At 75.2% G+C, this 22,904-nt stretch carries 19 protein-coding genes; 7 read left to right on the forward strand and 12 right to left on the reverse strand.

What is annotated here, in order from left to right:
• The first annotated feature begins 45 nt into the window (after positions 1-45).
• A complete protein-coding gene (locus AC07A6_RS01955; RefSeq protein WP_478775675.1) occupies positions 46-612 on the forward strand; it encodes a YbaK/EbsC family protein in 567 nt (188 codons plus the stop codon).
• 243 nt (positions 613-855) lie between these two features.
• On the opposite strand, the gene AC07A6_RS01960 is transcribed toward AC07A6_RS01955, so the two are convergent.
• Positions 856-1,410 (reverse strand): hypothetical protein, encoded by a 555-nt coding sequence (locus AC07A6_RS01960; RefSeq protein WP_478775676.1) that lies wholly within the window; start codon positions 1,408-1,410, stop codon positions 856-858.
• A gap of 191 nt (positions 1,411-1,601) precedes the next feature.
• Here AC07A6_RS01960 and AC07A6_RS01965 point away from each other — a divergent pair, with 191 nt between their 5' ends.
• The 3 genes from AC07A6_RS01965 (at position 1,602) to AC07A6_RS01975 (ending at position 4,666) form a co-directional block, all read left to right on the forward strand.
• Positions 1,602-2,273: a hypothetical protein gene (locus AC07A6_RS01965; RefSeq protein WP_362458626.1), complete on the forward strand. Its 672-nt coding sequence runs from the start codon at positions 1,602-1,604 to the stop codon at positions 2,271-2,273.
• A gap of 102 nt (positions 2,274-2,375) precedes the next feature.
• A complete protein-coding gene (locus tag AC07A6_RS01970) occupies positions 2,376-2,930 on the forward strand; it encodes a heme-binding beta-barrel domain-containing protein (protein ID WP_478775834.1) in 555 nt (184 codons plus the stop codon).
• A 116-nt stretch (positions 2,931-3,046) separates the two neighbouring features.
• Positions 3,047-4,666: an alpha/beta hydrolase gene (locus AC07A6_RS01975; RefSeq protein WP_386273477.1), complete on the forward strand. Its 1,620-nt coding sequence runs from the start codon at positions 3,047-3,049 to the stop codon at positions 4,664-4,666.
• On the opposite strand, the gene AC07A6_RS01980 is transcribed toward AC07A6_RS01975, so the two are convergent.
• Positions 4,594-5,352: an SDR family NAD(P)-dependent oxidoreductase gene (locus AC07A6_RS01980; RefSeq protein WP_478775677.1), complete on the reverse strand. Its 759-nt coding sequence runs from the start codon at positions 5,350-5,352 to the stop codon at positions 4,594-4,596. The two genes, AC07A6_RS01975 and AC07A6_RS01980, sit on opposite strands and share 73 nt — an antisense overlap.
• 114 nt (positions 5,353-5,466) lie before the next feature.
• Positions 5,467-6,051, reverse strand: coding sequence for a TetR/AcrR family transcriptional regulator (locus tag AC07A6_RS01985; protein WP_478775678.1), 585 nt, complete (start codon positions 6,049-6,051; stop codon positions 5,467-5,469).
• 129 nt (positions 6,052-6,180) lie between these two features.
• On the opposite strand from AC07A6_RS01985, the gene AC07A6_RS01990 reads away from it, so the two are divergent.
• Entirely contained in the window at positions 6,181-6,615 is a 435-nt protein-coding gene (locus AC07A6_RS01990; RefSeq protein ID WP_362458613.1) for a CBS domain-containing protein, read from the forward strand.
• 221 nt (positions 6,616-6,836) lie between these two features.
• A complete protein-coding gene (locus AC07A6_RS01995; RefSeq protein ID WP_478775679.1) occupies positions 6,837-7,895 on the forward strand; it encodes an N-acetylmuramoyl-L-alanine amidase in 1,059 nt (352 codons plus the stop codon).
• Here the strand turns inward: AC07A6_RS01995 and AC07A6_RS02000 are convergent.
• From AC07A6_RS02000 to AC07A6_RS02025, 6 genes are all read right to left on the reverse strand, one after another.
• Complete coding sequence (locus AC07A6_RS02000) at positions 7,870-8,685, reverse strand: class I SAM-dependent methyltransferase (RefSeq protein ID WP_478775680.1); 816 nt, start codon at positions 8,683-8,685, stop codon at positions 7,870-7,872. The genes AC07A6_RS01995 and AC07A6_RS02000 overlap by 26 nt on opposite strands.
• A 3-nt stretch (positions 8,686-8,688) precedes the next feature.
• Positions 8,689-9,348 (reverse strand): DUF2278 family protein, encoded by a 660-nt coding sequence (locus tag AC07A6_RS02005; protein ID WP_478775681.1) that lies wholly within the window; start codon positions 9,346-9,348, stop codon positions 8,689-8,691.
• Between the two features lie 80 nt (positions 9,349-9,428).
• Entirely contained in the window at positions 9,429-10,646 is a 1,218-nt protein-coding gene (locus tag AC07A6_RS02010; protein ID WP_478775682.1) for a threonine synthase, read from the reverse strand.
• A 286-nt stretch (positions 10,647-10,932) separates the two neighbouring features.
• Positions 10,933-12,447, reverse strand: coding sequence for an alpha/beta hydrolase (locus AC07A6_RS02015; protein ID WP_478775683.1), 1,515 nt, complete (start codon positions 12,445-12,447; stop codon positions 10,933-10,935).
• Positions 12,448-12,520: 73 nt separating this feature from the next.
• On the reverse strand, positions 12,521-15,712 hold the full coding sequence (locus AC07A6_RS02020) for an amidohydrolase family protein (RefSeq protein WP_478775684.1): 3,192 nt from the start codon (positions 15,710-15,712) through the stop codon (positions 12,521-12,523).
• Positions 15,713-15,859: 147 nt separating this feature from the next.
• Positions 15,860-17,338 carry a multicopper oxidase family protein gene (locus AC07A6_RS02025; protein ID WP_362458591.1) on the reverse strand — a complete coding sequence of 493 codons (1,479 nt, stop codon included), beginning with the start codon at positions 17,336-17,338 and terminating at the stop codon, positions 15,860-15,862.
• 333 nt (positions 17,339-17,671) lie between these two features.
• On the opposite strand from AC07A6_RS02025, the gene AC07A6_RS02030 reads away from it, so the two are divergent.
• Positions 17,672-19,579: a glucosidase family protein gene (locus AC07A6_RS02030; RefSeq protein WP_478775685.1), complete on the forward strand. Its 1,908-nt coding sequence runs from the start codon at positions 17,672-17,674 to the stop codon at positions 19,577-19,579.
• A gap of 68 nt (positions 19,580-19,647) precedes the next feature.
• On the opposite strand, the gene AC07A6_RS02035 is transcribed toward AC07A6_RS02030, so the two are convergent.
• The 3 genes from AC07A6_RS02035 to AC07A6_RS02045 all read right to left on the reverse strand — a co-directional run bounded on the left by AC07A6_RS02035 (position 19,648) and on the right by AC07A6_RS02045 (position 22,840).
• A complete protein-coding gene (locus AC07A6_RS02035; protein ID WP_478775686.1) occupies positions 19,648-19,902 on the reverse strand; it encodes a hypothetical protein in 255 nt (84 codons plus the stop codon).
• Between the two features lie 49 nt (positions 19,903-19,951).
• The gene (locus AC07A6_RS02040; RefSeq protein WP_362458582.1) at positions 19,952-22,054 is read right to left on the reverse strand and encodes a sensor histidine kinase; all 2,103 of its coding nucleotides are present in this window, start codon (positions 22,052-22,054) and stop codon (positions 19,952-19,954) included.
• A 114-nt stretch (positions 22,055-22,168) separates the two neighbouring features.
• On the reverse strand, positions 22,169-22,840 hold the full coding sequence (locus tag AC07A6_RS02045) for a response regulator (protein ID WP_478775687.1): 672 nt from the start codon (positions 22,838-22,840) through the stop codon (positions 22,169-22,171).
• Between the last annotated feature and the right edge of the window lie 64 nt (positions 22,841-22,904).

The raw sequence follows: 22,904 nt of genomic DNA on the forward strand, positions 1-22,904 counted from the left end.
CAGGTGCGACGCCCTCGCACCTGCGCACCCTGTTAACGTGCGGGCATGCGCGCCCCCATCGGACCCTTCGAAGACGCCCGCCCCGCCCCCGACTGCCTGGCCGAGCTGGTCGCGCCGGTCGCCGAGGCGGTGCGCGCCCGGCACCACGTGGACCCGTCCACGGCCCGGCAGATCGTCTACGTGGACACCGACCCGGCGATCGCGGACACGGCCGCCTTCGTCGAGCACTACGGGCACGGCCTGCTGGAGGCGTCCGCGAACTGCGTGGTGGTCGCCGCCAAGCGGGGCGGCGAAACCACCCTGGCCGCCTGCCTGGTGCCGTCGGCGGCGCGGGCCGATGTGAACGGGGTCGTCCGGCGGCACCTGGAGGCCCGGAAGGTGTCCTTCGCGCCGATGGCCACGGCCGTGGAGCTGACCGGCATGGAGCCCGGCGGGATCACCCCGCTGGGCCTGCCGGCCGGCTGGCCGCTGCTGGTGGACGCGGCGGTCGGCGCCATGCCGTACGTCCTGGTCGGCAGCGGTCGCCGGCGCGGCAAGCTGATCGCGCCGGGCGCACTGTTCGCCCGGCTCCCGGGCGCGGAGCTGATCGAGGGCCTCGCCGTCACGGCATAGCCGTCGGCGTCCGTGACGCCGTACTCCCGGTACCGGCCCCAGGTGGCCAGGGACCCGGCCGGACATGGCCATGACGTCGGGGTCGGCGGCCAGTGCGGCGACGGCCCGGCCGAGGTAGGCCGGGGGTGGTGGCCACGGCCGCGGCGCCGTGGGGCCGCAGTTCGGCGGCGATGCGGTCGGCGAGCGCCCGCACCCTCCTCGGGGCTGCTGCGCGCGTTCCCGGGCCGGACAGGTGCGGCGCGCTCAGAAGAGGGCCGTGAGGAGCCCCACGAGGAGACCGGCCGCCACGCCCAGCACCACCACGGCCACCATCGCGGCCAGCGCCGAAAGCACGAAGGCGCCCCCGTCCACGGCCTCCCCCCGCCGCGCGCAGGCCCCCAGCCAGGCCGCCAGGGCGACGAAGGGGACGAGGAGCAGCCCGGTCGCCACGCCCAGGTTGCCGACGGCGAAGCCCGACAGTTCGTACGCCTTCCCGTGCGCGGTGCGGACCTCCACCTCGGAGCCCGGCCGGTGCTCCTCCGCGGCCGTCTCCAGCAGGATCTCCTCCTGCGGGCCCCCGCCCCCGCCGGCAGGGGTGTAGCGGCCCTTGCACTGCGTGCCGGCCGCGTAGCCCTCCACGTCGGCGGCCTCGTGGCACTCGGCGACCGTCACGACCCCGTCCACGGGACCGAAGCCGAGCACCGCGGCCAGCTGCGGGCCGGGCAGGAGCCAGACCAGCCACGCGGCGAGGACCAGGGTCGCCACCGATCCGAGCGCCGCCGCGCCCCGGGCCGCCCCGCCTCCACCACCCCGCACCACGTACCCCCTCCCCCGCTGGGCCATACCCGTGACGGCGGCTGCCTAACGCGGGACGTGCCCAAGTAGCCACCGTCCGCTATCCGCCATATGGGGTGCCCACGCCCCCGCGGGGTACCGCCCGGCTCCTAGGATGAGGCCCGCTGCGGCCCCGGGAGCGCCGCAGCACGCGTCCACAGGCAGGGAGTTGACGAATGAAGCGGTTGCGCGCACTGGTAGCGGTCGGGGTCCTGGCACTGGCATCGGCGGGGGCGGGCACGGCCCAGGCCGACGCCTCCTCCCCCGCCTCCGGAACGGGCGGCTGCCCGGCTGCGGAGATCTTCGCCACCGACAACACCGCCGTCATCACGGACCCGGCCGACCCCCGGCTGCGCACCCGGCTGCACCGCTTCGACCGCGAGGTCCGGGAGATCATCCGCTCGCACGGGGCGCGCACCGAGTCCTCGACCCTGCTCGACGGGGTGTTCTGGTCCGAGGACGAGCAGCAGGCCACCTACGAGCGTTCGCGCGAGTTCGACGTGGCCCGCGTCGACGCCAACGGGCTGCACCACATCGCCGACGTCATCCGCAAGCAGTACCGGCAGGAGTCCGTGCTGACGTTCCGCTGCCTGCCGCGCACCTCGCCGGAGACCGACGCCGTCGAGATCCAGGCCGACGGCGTCAGCGCCACCCGGCTGCGCGACGCGCTGCTCGCCGACCCCGTGGCCCGGGAGCGGCTCGGCGGCGGCTCGGTCGCCCTCGACGGGCGGCTGATCCTCGTCGCACCGCTCGCGGACCTGCCGCTCGCCCGGGAGTTCACGGCCCGGCTCGGCGTCGACTGGAAGTCCGCCGAGGTGCGGTACGGGGACGAGGAGTTCGTCGCGTAGCGCCCCCGTCGTGTCCGGTCGGCGGACCGCGCGGGAGCGGCCGGGCTCCGCGGGCTACGCTGCACGCGCACGGGGGACGACCACAGAACGGGCAAGGTGAACATGTTCGAGCCGGCGCAGGAGAATCCCTACCCCGACAGCCACGTCCTCGGGGAGGGGCCCGAGCCGCATCCGCTGCTGGCTCCGGTGCTGCCCCTGCTGGGGCGCTGGCACGGGCGGGGGCAGGGCGAGTACCCCACCCTGGAGCAGGACTTCCGGTACGAGCAGGAGATCACCTTCAGCCACGACGGCCGGCCCTTCCTGCGCTACGAGGCGCGCGCGTGGCTGGTCGACGCGGACGGCGCCCCGGTGCGGCCTGCGGGCCGGGAGGCCGGTTGGTGGCGGGTGACGCCCGACGCCTCGCTGGAGGTGGTGCTCGCCCACCCGACCGGAATCGTCGAGACGTACACCGGGCGGGTGTCCGCCCCGGCCGCGGCCGGGCTGGAGATCGAGATCGAGACCAAGGACGTGTCGCTGACCCCGCTGGCCAAGGAGGTCACCGGCACCCGCCGCCGCTACGCCCTCGACGGCGAGGGCCTGACGGTCGTGCACGACATGGCGGCCGTGGGACAGCCGCTCCAGCACCACTTGACGACGCGTCTGGTCCGCCGCGCCTGACGGCGGGGGTGGCACCAGCACCACCCCGGACACGGGTGGTGGGGAGATCGTCCCCGGCCCCCGATTCGCGGAGGATCGTCACGACCGATCACCGCGACGGGGAAGAGACCACCCAGATGGACCTGTTGAAGAAGACCGCGCGCCGGGCCGCGGCCGCCGCCTGCGGGCTGCTCGCCGTGGCGGCCCTGCCCGCCGTCCCCGCGCACGCCGCGCCGGGGGCCGAGACCCGTGCGATACCGGCACGGTACGCGAACCAGCGGCTCGACTGGCGGCCCTGCGACTCGGGTCCGCTGGAGTGCGCCTCGATGGCGGTACCCCGCGACTGGTACCACCCGGGCCGGGGGCCGGACCTCACGGTGGCCGTGTCGCGGCACCGCGCCACGGACCCCGCCGCCCGGCGCGGCGTCCTGATGATGGCCGCCGGCGGCCCGGGGGCCTCGGGGCTGGGGCGGCCGGCGGGCCTGGCCTCGTACGCGCCGAAGCTGGCGGCCGCGTACGACATCGTGAGCTTCGACCAGCGGGGAGTGGGGGCGAGCACGAACGTGGTCTGCTCCGGGCAGGACGCGGTGGACGCCCTGTTCGCGGGCGGCGACCTGCGCGACCGCTCGGAGGAGGCCGTGCGCGGGACCGTGGAGCGCGCGCGGGACTTCGTACGCGACTGCCGGCGCAACTCGGGCGGCCTGCTGCCCCACATCACCACCGACCAGGCCGCGCACGACATGGACCTGTACCGGACCCTGCTCGGCGTGCCGCAGGTGTCGTACTACGGCCCGTCCTACGCCACCTACCTCGGCGCCGTCTACGCGACCCGCTTCCCGCGCCGGGTCGAGCGGGTGGTGCTCGACAGCAACATCGACTTCAGCGGCAGCTGGCAGGACTTCCTGACGGGGCAGCCGATGAGCTTCCAGCGCCGGTTCGAACAGGACTTCCTGCCGTGGCTGGCGGCGAACGACGCGACCTACCACCGGGGCAGGACGCCCGAGGAGGCCAAGGCCTCGTACGAGCGGCTGCGCGCCTCGCTGCGCGAGCACCCGCTCGACCTGGAGGGCACCCGCGTCCTGCCCGACCACCTGGACGCCGCGGCGACCGGCATCATCTACAGCGGCGACCGCTTCCCGGACCTGGCGGGGCTCCTCGCCGTCCTGGAGGACCCGGCGAGCGCCCCGGCCGCGACCCGCCGCGCCCTCGCGCAGAAGCTGAAGCACCCGATGGACGCCCGGTTCGCCGCGGACTTCTTCTCCGTGGTCTGCCAGGACACCCCCTGGAACCGCGACACCGCGTACTGGGTGCGCAGGAGCGGGGCGGACAGCCGCGCGTACCCCATGGCGGGCGCGCGGGAGCTGGCCTTCACCTCGGTCTGCGCCGCCTGGCCGCGCTCCGGCGCCCCGCGCGTGGAGGTGACCGGCCGGGGCCTGCCGCCGGTCCTGATGCTCAACTCGGAGCACGACCCGGCCACCTACTACGAGGGAGCCGTACGGGCCCACGGACGGCTCCCGGGATCGCGCCTGATCACGGTCGGCGGCGGCGACCACGGCACCTACCAGTCGCGGAACGCCTGCGTGGACCGCTACGTCGAGGACTTCCTGCTCGACGGCCGGATGCCGGAGGCGGACGCCGCCTGCGCGGGGCGGCCGCTGCCGTCTCCGGCCGCCCGCGGCGCGGCTCAGGCGGAGGAGCCGCTGTCGATGACGAGGTCGGTGCCGACGACCGAGCCGGCCGCGGGCGAGGCGAGGTAGAGCACGGCGGCGGCCACCTCCTCGGCCTCCGCGAGGCGGCCGAGGGGGTTCTCCGCCTTCATCCGCTCGGCGCGGTCGGCCTCGGTCTCGCCGGGCCGCAGCGACATGGGGCCGGCGGCGGCGCCGGGGCTGACCGCGTTGATGCGCACGCCCTCGTGGATGTGGTCGAGGGCCGCGGCCCGGGTGAGGGCGGAGACGGCCGCCTTGGAGGCAATGTAGGCGGCGGCGTTGGGGATCCGCATGTGCGCGCCCAGGTTGGAGGAGATGTTGACGATGGCGCCTCCGCCGTTCTGCCTCATGTACGCGATCTCGTGCTTCATCGCCAGCCAGACGCCGGTGACGTTGGTGCGCTGGACCGCGTCCCAGTCGTCCTCGCCGACGTCGGCGACCGGTCCGATGCCGCGGAGTATGCCGGCGTTGTTGACGGCGACGTCCAGTCCGCCGAAGCGGGCCACGGTCTCGCGGACGAGGTCCTCCACCCGGCCCGAGTTGGTCACGTCGGCGGGTACGGCGGCGGCGGTGCCGCCGGCCGCCTCGATGAGGGCGACCGTCTCGTCCAGGGTGGCGGCGGTACGGCCCGCGGCCACGACGGAGGCGCCCTCGGCGCCGAAGGCGAGGGCGATGGCCCGGCCGAGGCCGGAACCGGCGCCGGTCACGAGGACGGTCTTGCCGGTGAAGCGGTTCATCTGCGGTGACTCCTTCACGGGGCGACGAGCCCCATATTTGAACGATCGGTTCAGAATTCGGGCATGCGAGGGCATGTGAAAGGACATGGCAGGGGCGCTCGGGGCGCCGGGCCGTCAGCCCAGCAGGGACAGCGCCTGTTCCGCCGCGTCCCGGACGCGGGCGGGGTCGTCCGAGGCCTTGCCGACGACGCGGACGCCCTGGAGCAGGACCAGCAGCATCCGGGCCAGCGCCCGCGGATCGCGGTCGCCCGCCAGCTCCCCCTGCCCCTGGGCGCGGACGAGCGCCGAGTGGAGCAGGGTCTCGAAGCGGTCCCAGCTCACCTCGACCCGGCGGGCGGCCGCGGCGTCGTGGGAGGCCAGCTCGGCCGCGGTGTTGGTGATGAAGCACCCGCTGAGCCGGTCCGCCGGGGACCCGGCCTCGGCGGCGAAGCGGCGCACGACGGCCCGTACGCCGGGCAGCGCCGGGCCGGGCGCGGAGAGCTGGTCCAGCAGCAGCGGGTCGAACGTCTCGGCGTAGCGGTCCAGCGCCTTCAGGTAGAGCTCGTGCTTGCTGCCGAAGGTCGCGTAGATGCTGGCCCGCCCGATGCCGAGGTGTTCGACGAGGTCGGCCACCGACGTCGCTTCGTAGCCGCGCCGCCAGAACAGCTCTAGGGCCGACTGGAGCACGGCGTCCGGATCGAATTCCTTGGTCCTTGCCACGTCGAAGATCATAAAGCCATCTGGAACGAACGGTCAAGAATCTTGCCGGGTCCGGGCCCTGACGCTCCCGGCGGGCAGCGCCGGTCCATCCGTGCTGTGCTCGTAGGGAAGGGCACGGAAGGAGGAACCATGGACAGGAACCTGCGGGCCCGGGACATCATGACCAAGGGCGTGCAGTGCGTACGCGAGGACCAGTCCCTGCAGGACGCGGCCAGGATGATGCGCGAGCTGAACGTCGGCTGCCTGCCGATCTGCGGGGACGACGGACGCCTCCAGGGGATGATCACGGACCGTGACATCGTGATCAAGTGCTGCGCCGACGGCAAGGACCCGGCGGCGATGCGGGCCGGCGACCTGGCGGGCAACCTGCACTGGATCGACGCCGACAGCAACGCCATGGAGGCGCTGGACACCATGGAGGTCCACCAGATCAAGCGGCTGCCCGTCATCGACGTGGAAGGCGGCCGCCGCCTCGTCGGCATGATCACCGAGGCCAATCTGGCCAAGAACCTCTCCGACGCGGACATCGCGGAGTTCGCGGTACGGGTGTACGCGGCCAACTGAGCGGCGGGAGCGGAGGAACCCGACGGCCGCAGGCCGTGACCCCCGGGCCGCCGGCTCGTTGAAGGGGGCGGTCAGCGAAGTGCACAGAGCGCCGGCCGGGCACTTCCAGCCCGGTCGGCGCCTTGTGTCCTCGGGGCCAGGAACCGGTTCGGGGGCGTGTCGGAGCAGCCGCTGTTCCGGTTCGCGTCCACCGCCGTCCGGGAATCCTGGAGAGAGCCGACTTGCGCACCCGCGGATTCCCGCTGACGCCCACCACCGCCGCCCTGAGCTGTCTGCTCGTCACCCTGGCCGCGGTCGGCGGGGAACCGGCCGCCGCTCCCCCGCGCGCCGTGACCCTGACCTCGGCCGGCGCCCCCGTCCTCGCGGACGCCCGGACCCCCTTCAGCATGCTGGCCGTCACCGCCCCCGCCGGCCTCCCCGGCGGGCCGGGCGCCGGCACGTACCGGGTCCGCGCCCGGCAGCGGGGCTCCGGCCACTGGTCGCCGTGGACGGTGGTGGAGGGCGGGGAACCGTGGTGGGCCGGGCCGTCCGACGCCGTGGAGGTGCGCGCGGCGGGCGCCGGCGGGGAACTGCCAGCCGGGCTGCGCCTCGACCTGGTCGACCCCGGGCCGGACCCCCGCCCCGCCGCGCCCGTGCCGGTGCCCGCGGCCTACGGGGCGGCCGCCGGCTCCCGGCCCCGGATCGTCCCGCGCGAGGGCTGGGGCGCGGCCGGGGGCCCCGGCGAGGCCGCCGTCTACGGCAGGGACGTCAAGGCCGTGTTCGTCCACCACACCGCCCAGAGCAACGACTACGAGTGCACCGACTCCCCCGCCGTCGTACGCGGCCTGCAGGCCCTCCACCAGCGGGTCAACGGCTGGAAGGACCTCGGCTACAACTACGTGGTCGACAAGTGCGGCACGGTCTTCGAGGGCCGGGCCGGCGGCTCCGGCCGGCCGGTCACCGGGGCGCACACCCTCGGCTTCAACGCCGACACCGTCGGGGTCGCGGTGATCGGCCACTACACCGACGTGGAGGCCCCGCCGGAGGCCACGGCGGCCGTCGCGCGGCTCGCCGCCTGGGCCCTCGGCCGGTACGGGCACGCCCCCTCGGGCACCGTCGAGCTGACCTCCTCCATCGACAACGGGCGCTTCAGGGCCGGGCAGCGGGTGACGGTGGAGCGGGTCTCCGGCCACCGCGACGTCTTCGCCACCGAGTGCCCGGGCAGCGCCCTCTACCGGCAGCTCCCGGCCGTCCGGGCCGAGGCCTCGGACCCCTTCAGCGACCTGTTCGGCGGCCGCTGACCGCCCAGGCGCGGGCGGTCAGCGCGATCGACCCGTCGGCCCGGACGGGCAGGGCGCGGGCGAGCGCCGCGCGCAGCCGCCCGCGCGCGGCGGGGGTCAGGGAGGCCACGTAGCCGGGCGCGGGGCCCTGTCCGGCCAGGAAGGGCTCCCACAGGTCCGCGAAGCCGGCGAACGGCGTCGCCACCTCGACCGGGACGACCCGTACCGCGTCCAGCCCGGCCCCCGCCCACAGCGCCCCCAGCGGCTCCGGCCGGCACAGGGGGAAGCGGCGCCGCTCGTCCAGCGCGGCCGCCGACGGGTCCAGGGCCACGGCCGCGTCCCAGAAGTGCCCCAGGAACCCCATGCCGTCGGCGTAGTCCCATACGTACGCGGCGACCAGCCCGCCCGGCCGCACCGCCCGGGCCGCCTCCGCGACGGCCGCGCCGGGGTCGGGCAGGAAGTTCAGCGCGAGGGCGCTGACCGCGGCGTCGAACGCCCCGTCGCGCACCGGGAGCGCCTGCGCGTCGGCCACCGCGAAGACCGGCCCCGGGGCCCCGGCCGGTGCGGCGGCGGCCCGGGCGGCCGCCACGAAGGCGGCGGACCGGTCCACGCCCAGCACCAGCCCGGGCCGGCAGCGGGCCGCCACCGCCCCGGCCAGTGCGCCCGTACCGCACCCGGCGTCGATCCACCGGGCGCCGGGGCCGACCCCGAGCGAGGCCGCGAAGACCTCGGCCACCCGGCGGCTCCAGCGGCCCATGTAGCGCTCGTAGCCGTCTCCCGCGGCCCAGGTGTCGAAGCGTTCCTCCGGCACGGCCTAGACGGGGTGGCCGTCGGGGCCGGTGTGCTCGGCCTGGCTGGAGAACCTGTTGAGGAAGACGTCGTACAGGCCGTCGGGGCGGCGGGTGAGGGTGGCGCCGTCCTGCCAGGTGCCGTTGTCGTCCCACCACTGGCTGCCGTGCGGATCGCCCTGGTTCTGGTGGATGTTGTGCATGCCGAGCCCGTGGTCGAAGGGCTCCCCGAAGACCATGATCTCCCGGCCGGGCAGCAGCATGGGTTCCAGGGCCTGCGCCGCGTCGAGGTTGGAGCCCGAGATCCAGGGGCGGGGCGGGTTCAGCCGGGCCGTCAGCTCCCGGAGCCACGCGGGCGGGCGGACGGGGAAGGCGCAGCCGGGCCGGTGCTGGAGGGCCGGGTGCCGCTGGTAGTCGAGGGCGCCGGAGCCGGAGCTCATGGAGAGCTCGTGGTAGCCGGGGTCCAGGGAGGGCACCGGGTCGAGCACGGAGGCGGCCAGGGTGAACACCTTCCACTGGACGCCGGTGGTGGACTGTTTGCTGTCCACGTCGACCGCGCACCGGTACCGGCCGGCGGGCGCGTCCACCTCCAGGTTGACGTGGAACCAGTGCCCCTGGGTGTCCGGCGTGTCTCGGAAGTGGCGGTGCAGCGTTCCCGACAGCACCCCGTAGGAGTCGAGCGGCATCCGGCCAGTCAACCACCGCCCCGGCGGGCGGTGGTGTGACGCGCGGGGGATCCCCTCCCCGGCCCCCGTACGGAGGCGGTTCAGCGCCGCAGGATCCGGGAGACCGCCTCCCAGGTGGGCTCGACCGGGACCAGGGGCTCCGCGCCCACGCCGAGCCCCTTGAACCCGCTGGAGGTGGACACGCACACCACCGGGCCGTCGAAGCGCTCACCGGCGGCGGTGCGCTGGTGCAGCCCGGCGAGTCCGGCCGCCGCGGACAGCTCCGCCCAGACCCCCTGGGAGGCGAGCCGGGCCTGCGCGCGGGCCAGTTCGGCGTCCGTCACCAGCAGGGCCGAGCCGCCGCTGTCGAGGACCGCGCGCACCGCCCGGTGGCTGCCGGCCGAGCAGTCGATGGCGTACGCGTCGGTCGGGCCGACCGGTACGACGGCGGCCGGGATGCCGGTGCGCACGGCGTGGGCGAGCGGTCCGCCGGCGGCCGGTTCGCAGCCGAACATCCGGGGGACGGTGTCCGTGACGCCGAGGCGGCGCAGTTCCGCGAAGCCCTTCCAGATGCCGTACAAGAGCTCCCCGTAGCCGACGGGGGTGAACACGGCGGCGGGGACGCCGAGGCCGGCGTGGATCTCGTAGGCGATGGTCTTGTAGCCCTCGGACCCGAAGGGGTGGCCGGTGTGGGTGCGGGTCAGGTTGCTGACCGGGTGGTAGCCGAGGCGGTCGTGGATCTCGTTCAGCAGCGGCCAGCGGTGTTCCACCGGGACGGGCAGGACGTCGGCCCCGTAGGCCCTGAGGAAGGAGGCCACGGCGGGCGGGGCGTCGGCGGAGGCCAGGACCGCGCAGCGCAGCCCGGCCCGGGCGGCGTAGGCGGCGGCCGAGGCGCCGTGGTTGCCGGAGGAGGCGACCGCGATGCCCGGGGCGCCCTGGTGGACGGCGGCGCTGACGGTGACGCGGTTGAGGCGGTCCTTGTGGCTCCAGGTGGGGTTGCGGGACTCGTCCTTGATCCAGAGGCCGTCGCCGAAGGGGAGCAGCGGGGTGCCGCCCTCCCCCAGGCCGGGTGCGTCGAGCGGTGGCAGGAGCGGGGCCCAGCGTTCCAGGCCGGCGCCGGGGGCGGTGTCGGGCGGTGCGGTGAAGAGGCCGGCGGGGGTGTCCTGGTAGGCGTAGTCGACCTCCAGCGGGAAGTCCGCCGCGGGGGTGCTCGTGCGTGGGCAGCCGCGCGGCAGCGGGGGCCACAGGGGGTAGCTCAGGGCGGGGTCGCCCATGGACCGCTGGGAGGTGGCGAGGGAGGGGCCGGGGGCTGCCGTCATGCGGCGATGGTAGACGGCGGGGGCTGGTGCGGGCCTGGGGCGAAGGCGGCCAGCATCTGTTCCAGGGCGGCCTGGTCGGGTCCGGTGTAGGGGGTGAGGCCCGGGACGGCGGTGAGGGTGTCCAGGAGGCGGGGGGTCAGGCCGGTGGTCGGGGGCGAGGTCGGCGGTGGGGAGCGGGGCGCCGAAGCAGTCGGAGCTGTAGCAGGTGCCGGTGCGGTCGTCGAAGAAGCCGACGGTGGCGGGGTTGTCGAAGAGCGGCGGCCGGAAGGCGCGTGGCGGGCGGGGCTCAGTTCGCGCAGCTCGTGTCGCGGGCGGGGCGCTGGCCGGTGGTGAGGAAGCGGGTGACGGTGCGGTCGCCGCAGGCGTTGCCGTTGCCGAGGTAGACGCCGTGGCCGCCCTGCTCGACGGTGACGAGCACGGCCCGGTCGCCGAGGGCCTCGCGCATCTTGAGGCTCTTGGAGTGGGGGGTGGAGGGGTCGCGGCGGCTCTGGATCATCAGGATGTCCGAGGGGCCGTGGTTGGTGATCTTGGTGGGCTTGTCCTGGGGGGCGTCCTTCCAGAAGGAGCACGGGAGCACGTTGACCGGCATGCCGGCGGTCAGCGGGTGGCGGGCCCGGTCCTCGTCGACGGCGCGCTGCCGGTCGGCCTGGGAACCGCCGGGCCAGGCGACGTCGTTGCACAGGACCGCGACGAGCTGGGCGGCGTCCTCGTCGCGCAGGGGGCGGGCGAGCTCCGGGGGCAGGGCGGGGGTGTGGGCCGGGTCGCGCAGGGCGGCGGCGAGCCGGGCGAAGGCGGGGAAGGCGGAGTCGCTGTAGAGGGTGTTCTGGAGGGCCTGGCGCAGGCCGTTGCCGGTCAGGGGCACGCCGGGGGTGGTGGAGGGGCGGGGCGCGCGGTCCAGGGAGGCGAAGAGGGAGAGCAGGAGGGGTTCGACGTCCTCGGGGCGCTGTGCGAGGCGCAGGCCGTCCCGGTCGCGGTCGGGGTGGGCGGCCCAGGCGGCGAAGTCGGGGAAGCGGTCGTCGGAGCCCTGGGCCATGTTGGCCAGCCAGCCGCGGGCGACCCGCTTGGGGTCGGGGTCGCCGCTGCTGTCGAGGACCCAGCGGTCGGTGCGGCCGGGGTAGGTCTGCGCGTAGACGGCGCCCACGTAGGTGCCGTACGAGACCCCCCAGGCGGAGAGCTTGCGCTCGCCGAGGGCGGCGCGCAGGCGGTCCATGTCGCGGACCTGGTTGGCGGTGGTGAAGCTGCGCAGCACGGGTCCGCCGTTGCGGGCGCAGGCCTCGGCGGTGCGGCGGGAGCGGGCGAGGTTCTCGGTGATGTCGCCGTCGGCGGCGGGCCAGGAGCGCAGGGCGGTGAGGTAGCGGTCCTCGGGGGCGAGCCCGCAGCTCGCGGTGGTGGAGCCGCCGACGCCGCGGGGGTCGAAGGCGACGAGGTCGTACGCGCCGGCGAGCTGCTGCTGGAGGGCGGCGCCCTTCTGGGTGAGGCGCTGGACGCCGGAGCCGCCCGGGCCGCCGGGGATGACGACGAGGGTGCCGCGCCGGGCCTGGGGGCGGTCGCTGCGGATCCGGGAGACGGCCACCTTGATCTGCGGGCCCGCGGGGTCGTCGTAGTCGAGGGGGACGGGGAGGTCGGCGCACTCCTGGGTGGCGGGGCCGCCCGGCTTCGCGCAGGGGTGCCAGCTGAGGACGGGCACCTCGGCGCGGGGGGCTGCGGCCGCCTGGGCGGGGAGGGTGGCGGCGGTGACCGCGGTGGCGGCGGCCGCGGCGGAGAGGGCGAGGAGGAGGGCCTTGTTCCGGGAGTTCGTCATGGGGCAAGCCTCTTTCAGCCCGCCCCGGCGTCCCATCCGGCGGACCGGCCGATGGGGGGTGGGGGTAACCCCCCTACACGAAGCGCCCGTTGACCCGGTGGGCGGTGCAGCAGGAGTCGCGGTGCAGCTGGCGCAGTACGGGCCGCCAGGCCTGTTCGGGGGCCGGGGCGGCGGGTTCGGGGTAGGCCGCTTCGAGGTCGGCGCGTTCGTAGTGGGTGCCGGCGCGCAGGACGGCCCGTACGCGGACCAGGTCGGCGAAGTCGGTGAAGGGGTCGCCGTCGACGAGGGTGAGGTCGGCGAGCTTGCCGGGTTCGGCGGTGCCGAGGTGGGTGTCGGCGCCGTAGACGCGGGCGGGGGTGCGGGTGGCGGTGGTGAGGGCCTCGGCGGGCGAGAGGCCGTACCGGTGGAGGGCGCGCAGGGCGAGGTGGAGGTGGAGGCCGACGGGGGTGAGCGGGGCGTCGGTGCCGAGGGCGACGCGGCCGCCGCCCGCGAGGACGGCGCGGTAGACGGCGACTTCCCGTTCGAGGGCGGTGTCCTGCTCGGGGGTCGGCGGCTTGGCGGCGGCGGCCTTGAGGGCGGCCGCGTCCCAGGGCGGCATCATGGCGGTGACCCGGCGGTCGGCGGCGAGCGAGGGGTCGGCGCCGATCAGGGGCAGGGCGGTGAAGGGGGTGGCGACGAGGTCGAAGCCGCCGCGGGTGTAGACCTCCAGGGTGTCCTGCTGGGTGTGGCCGGCGGGGGTCGCGCCGTGGCCGTACTCGGCGCGTTCGGTGGCGACCAGGTGGGTGGTCAGGTCCTGGCCGGACTGGATGCCGGGGGCGCACAGGTGGGAGCCGGAGCGGACGCCGAGCACCTCGCGGGCGAAGCGGGCGGCCTCCTCCATGAAGGCGTAGGGGGCGCGGACGTAGGTCTTGACGAAGTCCCAGTCCAGGGCTTCGGCGCGGGCCAGGGAGCGGGCGAGTCCGGCGTGGGTGCGGTGGGCGCGGCCCATGCTGTAGGCGACGCGGGACCCGTCGAGGAGTTCCCCGCCGGCCAGCAGCCGGGGGGCGGCGAGGCGGCCGGCGCGGATGTCCTCGCGCAGGCGGGCCTGTTCGTAGGCGGAGCCGCCGGGGGAGACGGCGGTGGTGATGCCGTAGGCCAGGTGCAGGGCGCCCTGGCGGGCTCCGTAGGTGTACGGGTACGGGTGGACGTGCGCGTCCCACAGCCCCGGCAGGACGGTGCCCCGGGAGGCGTCGACGGTGCGGGCGGCCCGTCGGCGCGGGCGGTGCGGTTCGACGGCGGTGATGCGGCCGCCGCTGACGAGCAGGTCGACGTCGGCGCGGGGCGGGGTGCCGGTGGCGTCCCACAGGAGCCCGGCGTGGACGACGGCGTCGACGGGTTCGGGGCGGCGGTAGGTCAGGGAGACGGGGACGGTGCGGGGTGCCCCGTCCGGGGTGCCGTCGGGGCGGAGGGAGAGCAGCCGCAGCCGGGCGTTGGACTGGTAGAGCAGGGTGCGGGAGTCGGCGGACCAGGAGGGGTGGTCGGCGGCTTCGTCCGTGAGGCGGCGGGCGGGGCCGGCGGGGGTGCCGTCGGGGGTGACGGGCAGCAGCCAGAGCGCGGATTCGGCGACGCAGGCCAGGTGGCGGCCGTCGGGGGACCAGACCGGGCCGGAGGCGTAGCGGTCGGAGAGGGAGGTGTGCGGGGCGAGGGCGTGCAGGCGGGCGGTTCCGGTGGCGGTGTCGACGATCCGGATCAGGTTGTAGCCCTCGCGGAAGCGGCGGCTGAGCCGGTTGCGGTCGCAGAGGGCGAGGTGGCGGCCGTCGGGGGACCAGCTGGGCGGGCCGGGCAGGCCCCCGCCGCCGAGGGCGGCGACGAGGGGGGTGTCGGTGGCGGAGGCGAGGTCGCGGACGATCAGCCGCCCGGCGAGGTCGAGGGCGGCGAGGCGGGTGCCGTCCGGGGAGAGGGCGCCGTAGACGCGGCCGGGCGGGGAGAGCACGCCGTCGCGGCCGTCGGCGAGTTCGCGGCGGCGTACGGTGTTCAGCCCGTCGCGGTCGTCGGTGTAGAGCAGGGCGCGTCCGTCGGGGGTCCACACGGGGCCCTGGACGTAGGCGGTGGCGGGGGCCTGGAGGATCCGGCGCGGGGCTCCGCCGGTGACGGGTGCGGTCCACAGGGCGCCGAGTGCGGCGAAGGCGACGCTGCGGGCGTCGGGTGAGAGGGCGGGCAGGTGGATGCCGCGGACGGGGCGGGGACGGTCGGCTTCGAGGTCGTACTCCTTGACCCGGTAGCGGGGCCGGGGCACTTCGAGGGTGGCGTCGAGGGGGATGTCCCGGGCGGGGCCGTCGCGGTGCGGGCGGATCACCCGGAACCGGCCGTCGAGGGTGATCAGCAGCCGGTCGTCGCCGATCCAGCGCGGGGGCGCGGGGGCGAGGTCGCCGTCGAGGGGGACGGGGCGGCCGTCGGCGTACAGGGTGAGCTTCTCGGCCCTGCGGGGGCCGGGGGCGGCGGACAGCCATGCGGTGCGGCCGGCCGGGGACAGGGCGGGGGCCATCAGGCTGTCGCCCGTGACGGTGTGTTCGGTGCGTACGGGGCCGCTCCCGTCGGCGGCGACGGAGGCGAGGGTGCGGGCGGGCAGGGTCTCACCGACCGGGGTGGCGCGCAGGAACAGGACGCGTGTGCCGTCGGGCGAGAAGACCGGGTCGAGGTCCTCCCAGGCGCCGTCCTGGCCGGGGCCGGCCTGTCCCGGCGCCCCGGTGAGGCGGCGCAGGCCGCCGTCGGCGAGGGAGACGGTCCAGATCCGGTAGGGGCTGCCGGCGACGGGGTCGCCGCCGCGTTCGGAGCAGAAGGCGAGGGTGCGGCCGTCGGGGGACCAGGCGGGCGCTCGGTGGTCGAAGGGGCCGTCGGTGAGGCGGCGCAGGCCGGTGCCGTCGGCGCGCATCACCCAGATGTGGAAGGTGCCGCCGCGGTAGGCGCTCATGGCGACGCGGCGTCCGTCCGGGGAGAACACGGGCCGGCCGGGTTCCAGGTCGGGCGGGGTGAGCGGGGTGGCGGGCGCGCCGTCCGGGGGCAGCGACCAGAGGACGTTCTGCACCTCGGCGATGACGCGCCGTCCGTCGGCGGTGGCGGTGGCCGCGCCGTTGGTGGCCCGGGTGAAGCGCAGCACGGCCCGGCCGTCCGTGCGCGGGGCGGCCGGGCGGGCGGCCGCCGGCGGGGCCCCGGCCCCGGTCCTGGTCACCGCCGCCAGAGCCCCGGCCGAAGCCGCCCGCAGTACCGCCCTGCGCCCCATCCGCATGCCGCCGACCCGCCTCGTGTGGTTCCCGTACGTCTGCCCGTCGGGCGGTCAAACGATCACGGCCCCGGTTCGGCAACGGGCAGGGGTCCGCCCCGGCGGCTGGACGAGGCCGCCGGGGCGGAGGGGGAGGGGAAGGCGTGCGGGGCGTCAGGAGATGCGCATGTTCGCCATCATGCCCATGGCGCCGTGGTCGAACAGGTGGCAGTGGTAGACGTAGGTGCCGCGGTAGCCGTCGAAGGTGGCCTGGACCTTGACGGTCTCGCCCGGCTTGAGCGGCACGGTGTCCTTCAGGCCGGTCTCGGGGCCGGAGGTGACGGGCTTGCCGTTGCGTTCCAGCACCCGGAACTGCACGAGGTGCATGTGGAAGTTGTGCGGGGCGAGCTTGTTGCTGTTCGTCACGGTCCAGATCTCGGTGGCACCGTAGGCGATCTCGGTGTCGATGCGGTCCATGTCGTACGTCTTGCCGTTGATGTACGCGCCGGTGCCGCCGGGCTCCTCGTCCATCTTCATGTCGAACTCGCGGGTGACGCTGGCCGGCCCGAGCGCGGGCAGGGTGCGCAGCCGGTCCGGGACGGAGCTGCGGTCGGCCGCGGTGCGGGTGACCCGGAACTGGAGGACCTTGCTGACCGCCTCCGCAGGCTCGAACGGCGGGAAGTCCTTGTTGCGCAGCTCGATCACGGTGCCGACGGGGTAGCGGGAGAAGTCGATGACGACGTCGGCGCGCTCGCCGGGGCTGATCTTGACCACGTCGGTGCGGTGCGGGGCGGGGAGCAGGCCGCCGTCCGTGCCGATCTGCACGAGCTCGGAGTTGTCGGCGAGGTGGAGGTCGAAGAAGCGCTGGTTGGAGGTGTTGGTGAGGCGGAAGCGGTACTTGCGGGCCGCGACCTCGAAGTACGGCCAGGCCTTGCCGTTGGCCATGATGACGTTGCGCTTCATGAAGTCACCCATCTGGTAGATGAGTTCGCCGCTCTCCAGGAAGCGGGCGTCGCGCAGCGCGATCGGGACGTCGTACTGGCCCGCGGGCAGGGGCAGCCGGCGCTCGATGTCGTCGGTGAGGATGTAGGTGCCGGTCAGCCCGCGGTAGACGTTCTCCGACTCCATGTGGTGGGCGTGGTCGTGGAACCACAGGTTCGCGTGGGGCTGGGTGTTGGGGTACGTGTACGTCTTGCTGCCGCCGCCGGCCGCGATCAGGTCCATCGGGGCGCCGTCGCTGTCCTGCGGGACGTGGGCGCCGTGGAGGTGGATCGAGGTGGGGACGGCGAGGGAGTTGGTCTGCTTGATCACGACGCGCCGGCCCGACTCGGCCTTGATGACGGGGCCGGGGAAGGAGCCGTTGAAGGTGCGCAGCGGGGTTCTGATGCCCGGCAGGATCTCCTTGGTGGCTTCCTTCAGGGTCATGCGGTAGTAGCTGGTCGTGCCCGTGTTCAGGTAGGGCGTCAGGACCGGGGGCAGCGGCATCTTCTGCGTGAACTTGGCTATGCCGACGGGGTCGAGCTCGGCGGCGCCCGCGGTGGCACCGGCCGTGCCGTTCCCGGCGGCGTTCACGACGGGCAGCAGCATGCCTCCGGTGCCGACGATGCTGCCGGCGGCGACGCCTGCCCGGAGTGCGGTCCGTCGAGTGATCACATTTCCCCCGTGGGTGTGGCCCGGCGCCTCGTGTGCCGGTCGGTTCGGGTGCGCGCGATGGGTGCGCGCGGCTGGACAGGGAGAGCGTGTTCGAGTGCGGTGGTGTGCCGCTTGTGCGGCTGTGGAGCACTGGTGAGGCGGCGGTGGCGGTCGGGCCGTTACCCCGGCCGGTGACGGGGCGTTGGACCGTCCGGGCGGTGCTGCGGGGTGTCCGGCGCGGCAGGGGCGGTCACGTCTCCCGGCGGCGCCCCGGCCGGGGATATTGGATGAATGGCGCCGCGTACGCGCTCTGCCGGGCTTATTGACGCTTCATCACAGTGGAGGCAATGCGTGATGCGCACACGGTCCGTCCTGCTGGCCACCGCCCTGCTGGCGACGCTGCTGCAGACGGCGGACGGGGCGGCCGCCGCGAGCGGGCCCCTGGCGCCCGACGGGCGGTCCGCCTTCGACGGCCAGGCGGGGCACGAGGTGGCCCTGTACGGGATCAAGGGCTCGGGAAGCACCGGACGGGCGGGGGCCCAGGAGTTCAGTACGGACGACGACCGGCTGTCGAGGGTCTCGCTGTTCATCGGCAGCACGGCCTCGACCGGGAGGCTGGGCGTGCAGGTCCGTACCGCGCGGGACGACGCCGGCTCCGCGATCGCCTCGGCCACCGTGGACCTGGCCGCCCTGGGCGGGCCGGGCACGGGCTGGGTGGAGGTGCCGCTGACGGCGGCGCTGCGGCCCGGCGCCCGGTACTACCTGTTCGCGCAGGCCACCACCGCCGAGGCCGGGGCGGTGACCTGGCACGGCACGCGGACGGCCGCGGCCGGCTCCCCCGCGGCCGCGCAGTACGACCAGGCGCGGGGCGGCTGGCAGCCGGGCTCGGGCCGGCTGGCGTTCTACGTGAACCCGGCCGGGTCCGAGCGGTGCGGGGAGACCGAGGCCTGCTACGTCCCGGCCTCGATGAAGCCGGCCCGGACGGCGGGCCTGCTCTCCAACGGGCGGGCGGTGGAGGCCGTGGACCCGGCCTTCGCCGTCGGGGCCCGCTACGTGGAGGGCAGCAACGTCCTGGTGCTGCCCTCGGGCCGCTGGCGCTACCTGCCGGAGGGCGCGGAGAAGTCGAGGGTGGTCGAGGCGGGCGACGCGGGCGCGCTGGCCCAGATCGCCGAGTCGCGGCGCTGGCTGGACCGGGGCCTGGTGCCGGGGGCGGCGGGGGCCCGGCGCGAGGGCGCGGAGCGGGCGCTGCTGTCGATGCGGGCGCTGCTGCGGCCGAACGGTGCGCTGGCGGCGGCCTGGTACCCGTTCTGGGACTTCTCCTGGCCCCGGGACTCCGCCTTCGCGGCGGCGGCGTTCGCGCACACCGGGCACGACGAGGAGGCGTACCGGATCCTGCTGTACAACGCGCGGACGCAGCGGCCGGACGGCACCTGGGAGGCCCGTACCAAGCTGGACGGCTCGGGGCCGCCGGACGACCGGCGGTGGCAGCTGGACGCGAACGGCTGGGTGCCCTGGGCCACCTGGCAGTGGTACCGGACGGCGCCCGCGGCCGACCGGGCGGAGCGGCTGCGGGTGCTGTACCCGGCGATCCTGAAGGCGGCCGACTACGCGGCGGCCTCCCTGGACGGGGAGGGGCTGCCGCCGGCCTCCCCGGACTACTGGGAACTGCCCACGGACACCGCCAACATCGGCACGGCGGCGCCGCTGCTGTCCGGACTGCGGGCGGCCGCCGACCTGGCCGCCGGGCTCGGGCGGCAGCAGGAGGCCGCGCGCTGGACGGAGGCGGCGGGCCGGCTGGAGCGGGGCATCGCCAAGCGGTTCGCGCCGCTCGGCTACCAGCGCACGGCGGACGGGCTGCACGGCCACGACAGCGCGGCGGCGTTCATGGCGCCGCCGTTCAACGAGGCGCCGGCCGGTCTCCCGGGGGCGCTCGACACCACCTACCGGGAGCTGCTGCGGCCCAACGGCGGTCTGGTGCCGGGCAGCGACCCGGACACGCGGTGGGGGAACATCACCTGGACGGCGAGCACCTCGTTCTTCGCGCTCGCCTGGTCGTCGACGGGCGAGCGGGCGAAGGGCTCCGCGGTCCTGGACTGGGTGCTGGCGCAGCGCAACGTGCTGGGCGAGCTCCCCGAGACGGTGGACGCGCAGGGCCTCCCGAAGGCCGTGGTGCCCCTCGGCTGGACGGACGCGCTGGTCCTGCTGACGCTCGTGCAGCTGGGCGACGCGCCCCTGGCGGCGCCGCCCGCGCCCCGTACGTGAGCCGAGGGCGCACGTGCGCCGGGCCCGGGACGTGCGTCCCGGGCCCGGCTGGAGGAGCTGTCCTCCGGTCACTTCGTGGTGTAGTAGAGCCACCACTTGTGGTCGATCTGCTTGCAGTAGTAGCTCTTGTAGTGGCCCGACTTGCCGGCCGCCTCACAGGACGACTTGCTCGGGTAGGGCCCCTTCTTGCCCTTGGCCTTGTGCTCCAGCACCGACACCACGTCGGACTGCTGCTGGGGGGCGGCCAGTGCGGACGGACCGGCCAGGATCAGGCCGACGGTGACCAGTGCCACCGGAGCGAGCTTCACGATCTTCGCGTACATGATGGTTCCTCTTCCTCTGGTTCTCCGGGCCCGTTCGGGCTTCGGACCATCAACGTACGGAGCCCCCTGTCCCGGGCACATGGTCCCCGGGTCCCGTGCCGGTCCCGGCCGTACGAGGGAGTACGGCCCTGACCACGGTCCCGGTTCCGGAGCTGACCAGGTCGAAGGTGCCGCCCAGCTCCTCGGCGCGCTCGGCCATCGAACGCAGCCCCACCCCGGTGTCGCGGGGCGCGCCCGCGGGGACGCCGGACCCGTCGTCGGTGACCTCCACCGTCACCGCTTCGGGGGTGAGCACGACCGCCGCGTGGGCGTGGCCGGCCCGCGCGTGGCGGACGACGTTGTTCAGGGCCTCCGCCGCGATCCGGTACAGGGCCACTTCCACGGCGGCCGGCAGGCCCGGGAAGGGCTCGGGGGCCAGGCTGACGGTGATGCGCAGGGTGCGGCCCAGGTGTTCGGCGAGCTGGCGCAGGGCCCGGGGCAGATCGGCGCCGTCCAGGGCGGCGGGGGCCAGTCCGCCGGTGATGTGGCGCAGTTCGTCGATGGCCTGCCCGATGCCCTCGGACACGGCGGCCAGCGAGTCCGTGGCCCGGGTGCCGGGCGGTATGGCCGCGCGGGCCGCGTCGACCTGGAGGCGCAGCCCGGACAGGGCGGGGCCGAGGCCGTCGTGCAGGTCGTGGCGCAGCCGGCGCCGTTCCTCCTCGCGGGCCAGGACGATCTGCTCGCGGCTCGTCTGGAGTTCCTCGTAGAGCTGGAGGGAGGCGATGGCGGGCGCGCTGTGGTCGGCCAGGATCCGCACGGCCTCCCGGTCCTGCTGGTCGAGGGCGAGTTCACCGGCGCGCGGCGGGACGTAGAGGTGGCCGATGGCGTTGTCCCGGTGGACCAGGGGGAAGGCCTCGTCGCCGCTGCCGGGGCTGCCCAGGCGGGCCAGTTCGCGGTCCCCGTGCCGGGTGCTGATCACCAGGCGGGCGGCGGGCAGGTGGAGGGTGTGCACGACCGTGTCGCACAGCAGGCGGGGCATGTCCCCCGGGTCGAGGGCGTGGCTGAGCCGGTCGGCGAGGGCGCGCACCGCCTGGTAAGGCTGGGCGCGTTCGCCGTAGTAGTAGCGGTCGACGAGCCGGGCGGCCCAGCGCGCGGTGGGCCGCAGCAGGAAGCCCACCAGCAGGGTGAGGCAGGCCATCAGCCCGGATTCGGGGGTGAGGGAGCCGGGCGCGAAGTAGTCGAGGACGAAGGCGCCGCCCGCGTAGGCCATGAACAGGCCGAAGGTGAGGACGAACGCGGTCAGGATGCGGCGTCCCGCCCGGTCCAGGGCCCAGGTGCGCTCCCGGATGTGGACGTAGCCCACGGTCGCCGGCCAGGACGCGGCGGCGAGGTAGACCATGACGACCTCGAAGCCCATCGGCGGGTCGCCGTACTGGTTGACGGCGATCACCGCGAGCCACAGCAGGTAGGGCACCGCCAGGATCGCGTAGGGGCGGTCGGACGGGGCGGAGCGCGGCCAGCGGACGGCCATGACGAGGATGCCGATGCCCGCGATGAAGGGCGGCACCCAGCGCAGCGCGGTGTCCATCCACGGCGTCAGCAGGCGCTCCAGAGCGGCCCATCCGGAGCCGGCGATGGGGGTCTCGACGCCGTAGTAGACGAAGCCGGGGCTGGTGAAGACGTAGTACTGCTGGGCCGCGCTGAACAGGGCGGTGAAGGCCACGTACGGCGCGCCCCAGCGGGGGAAGCGGCCGGTGGGCAGCCACAGCGGCATGGGGTAGATGATGATGTTGACCAGGGTGAAGGCGACCGCCACCAGGATGAACACGGCGGTGAGCACGCGCGGGCCCGCTCCGTGCACCACCGCGGTCTGCGGCACCACCTGGGCGAGCGTCAGCAGGCAGCCCGAGCACAGCATGAGCCACCCGAGGACCCGGGCGGTCCGGCGGGCGGCGAAGACCATGCCGGTGAGGGCGATGCCCAGGCCGGCGAGCACGTGGTCGGCGGCGAGGTGGAGGCGTACGGTGCGCAGGGCCGGGTCGCCGATGTGGGTGAGGGTGACGATGCCCCAGGTGATGGCGGCGAGCATGGTGAGGACGCAGACGGCGTAGGCGGGCAGCATCTCCGGCCCCGAGCGGGGCGTGCTCGCGGTGGTCCGGTTCGCTGTGCGCATGTCGGCCTCCCCGGCCGCTCGGTGCGTTGGTTTCCAGCCTGGTGCGTGCCCGGTCCCGGGCGCATGGGGCGGGCGTCCCGGTTTCCGGGCGGCCCGGTTCCCGGGCCCGCGGGGTCAGCCGGCGTCGCCGCCCAGGCCCGCGTCCCGGGCCCGGGCCACGGCCTCGGCGCGGGAGGTGACCTGGAGCTTCTCGAAGACGTGGGTGACGTGGTTGCGGACGGTCTTCTCGGACAGGACCAGTTCCCGGGCGATGCGCCGGTTGTCGTGGCCGCGCGCGATCAGTTCGAGGACTTCCACCTCGCGGGAGGTGAGGGAGGGGAAGAGCCGTCCGGCGTCGCGGCGGCGGCCGCCGGCCAGGAGTTCGGAGAGCCGGGCCGCGATCTCGGAGCCGATGACGGCGCCGCCCGCCGCGACCGTGCGCAGGGCGTGCAGCACCTCCTCGGAACCCGCGCCCTTGACCACGTAGCCGCGGGCGCCCGCCTGGAGGGCGGCGAGCAGGCTGCCGTCGTCGTCGGACATGGTGAGCATCAGGACGGGCAGGCCGGGGTGGGTGCCGGCGAGGCGGCGGGTGGCCTCGATCCCGGAGACGTCGGGCAGGGAGAGGTCCATCACGACCACGTCCGGCCGGTGGCGGTCCACGGCGTCCGGGACCTCGCCGCCGGTCTCGGCCTCGGCGACGACGACCGCGCCCCGGGTGCTCTCCAGGGCGGCCCGCAGCCCCTCGCGGAACAGGGGGTGGTCGTCGACGATCAAGACCCGGGGAATGGTGCGGTCTTCTTCGTCCACGGACCGACACTAGCAGTCACCAGCCGTCGCTCTGAGTGACAGCGCCGTGCGGGGGTGGGACCGG

It is taken from the genome of Streptomyces sp. NPDC044002 (genome assembly GCF_056434525.1).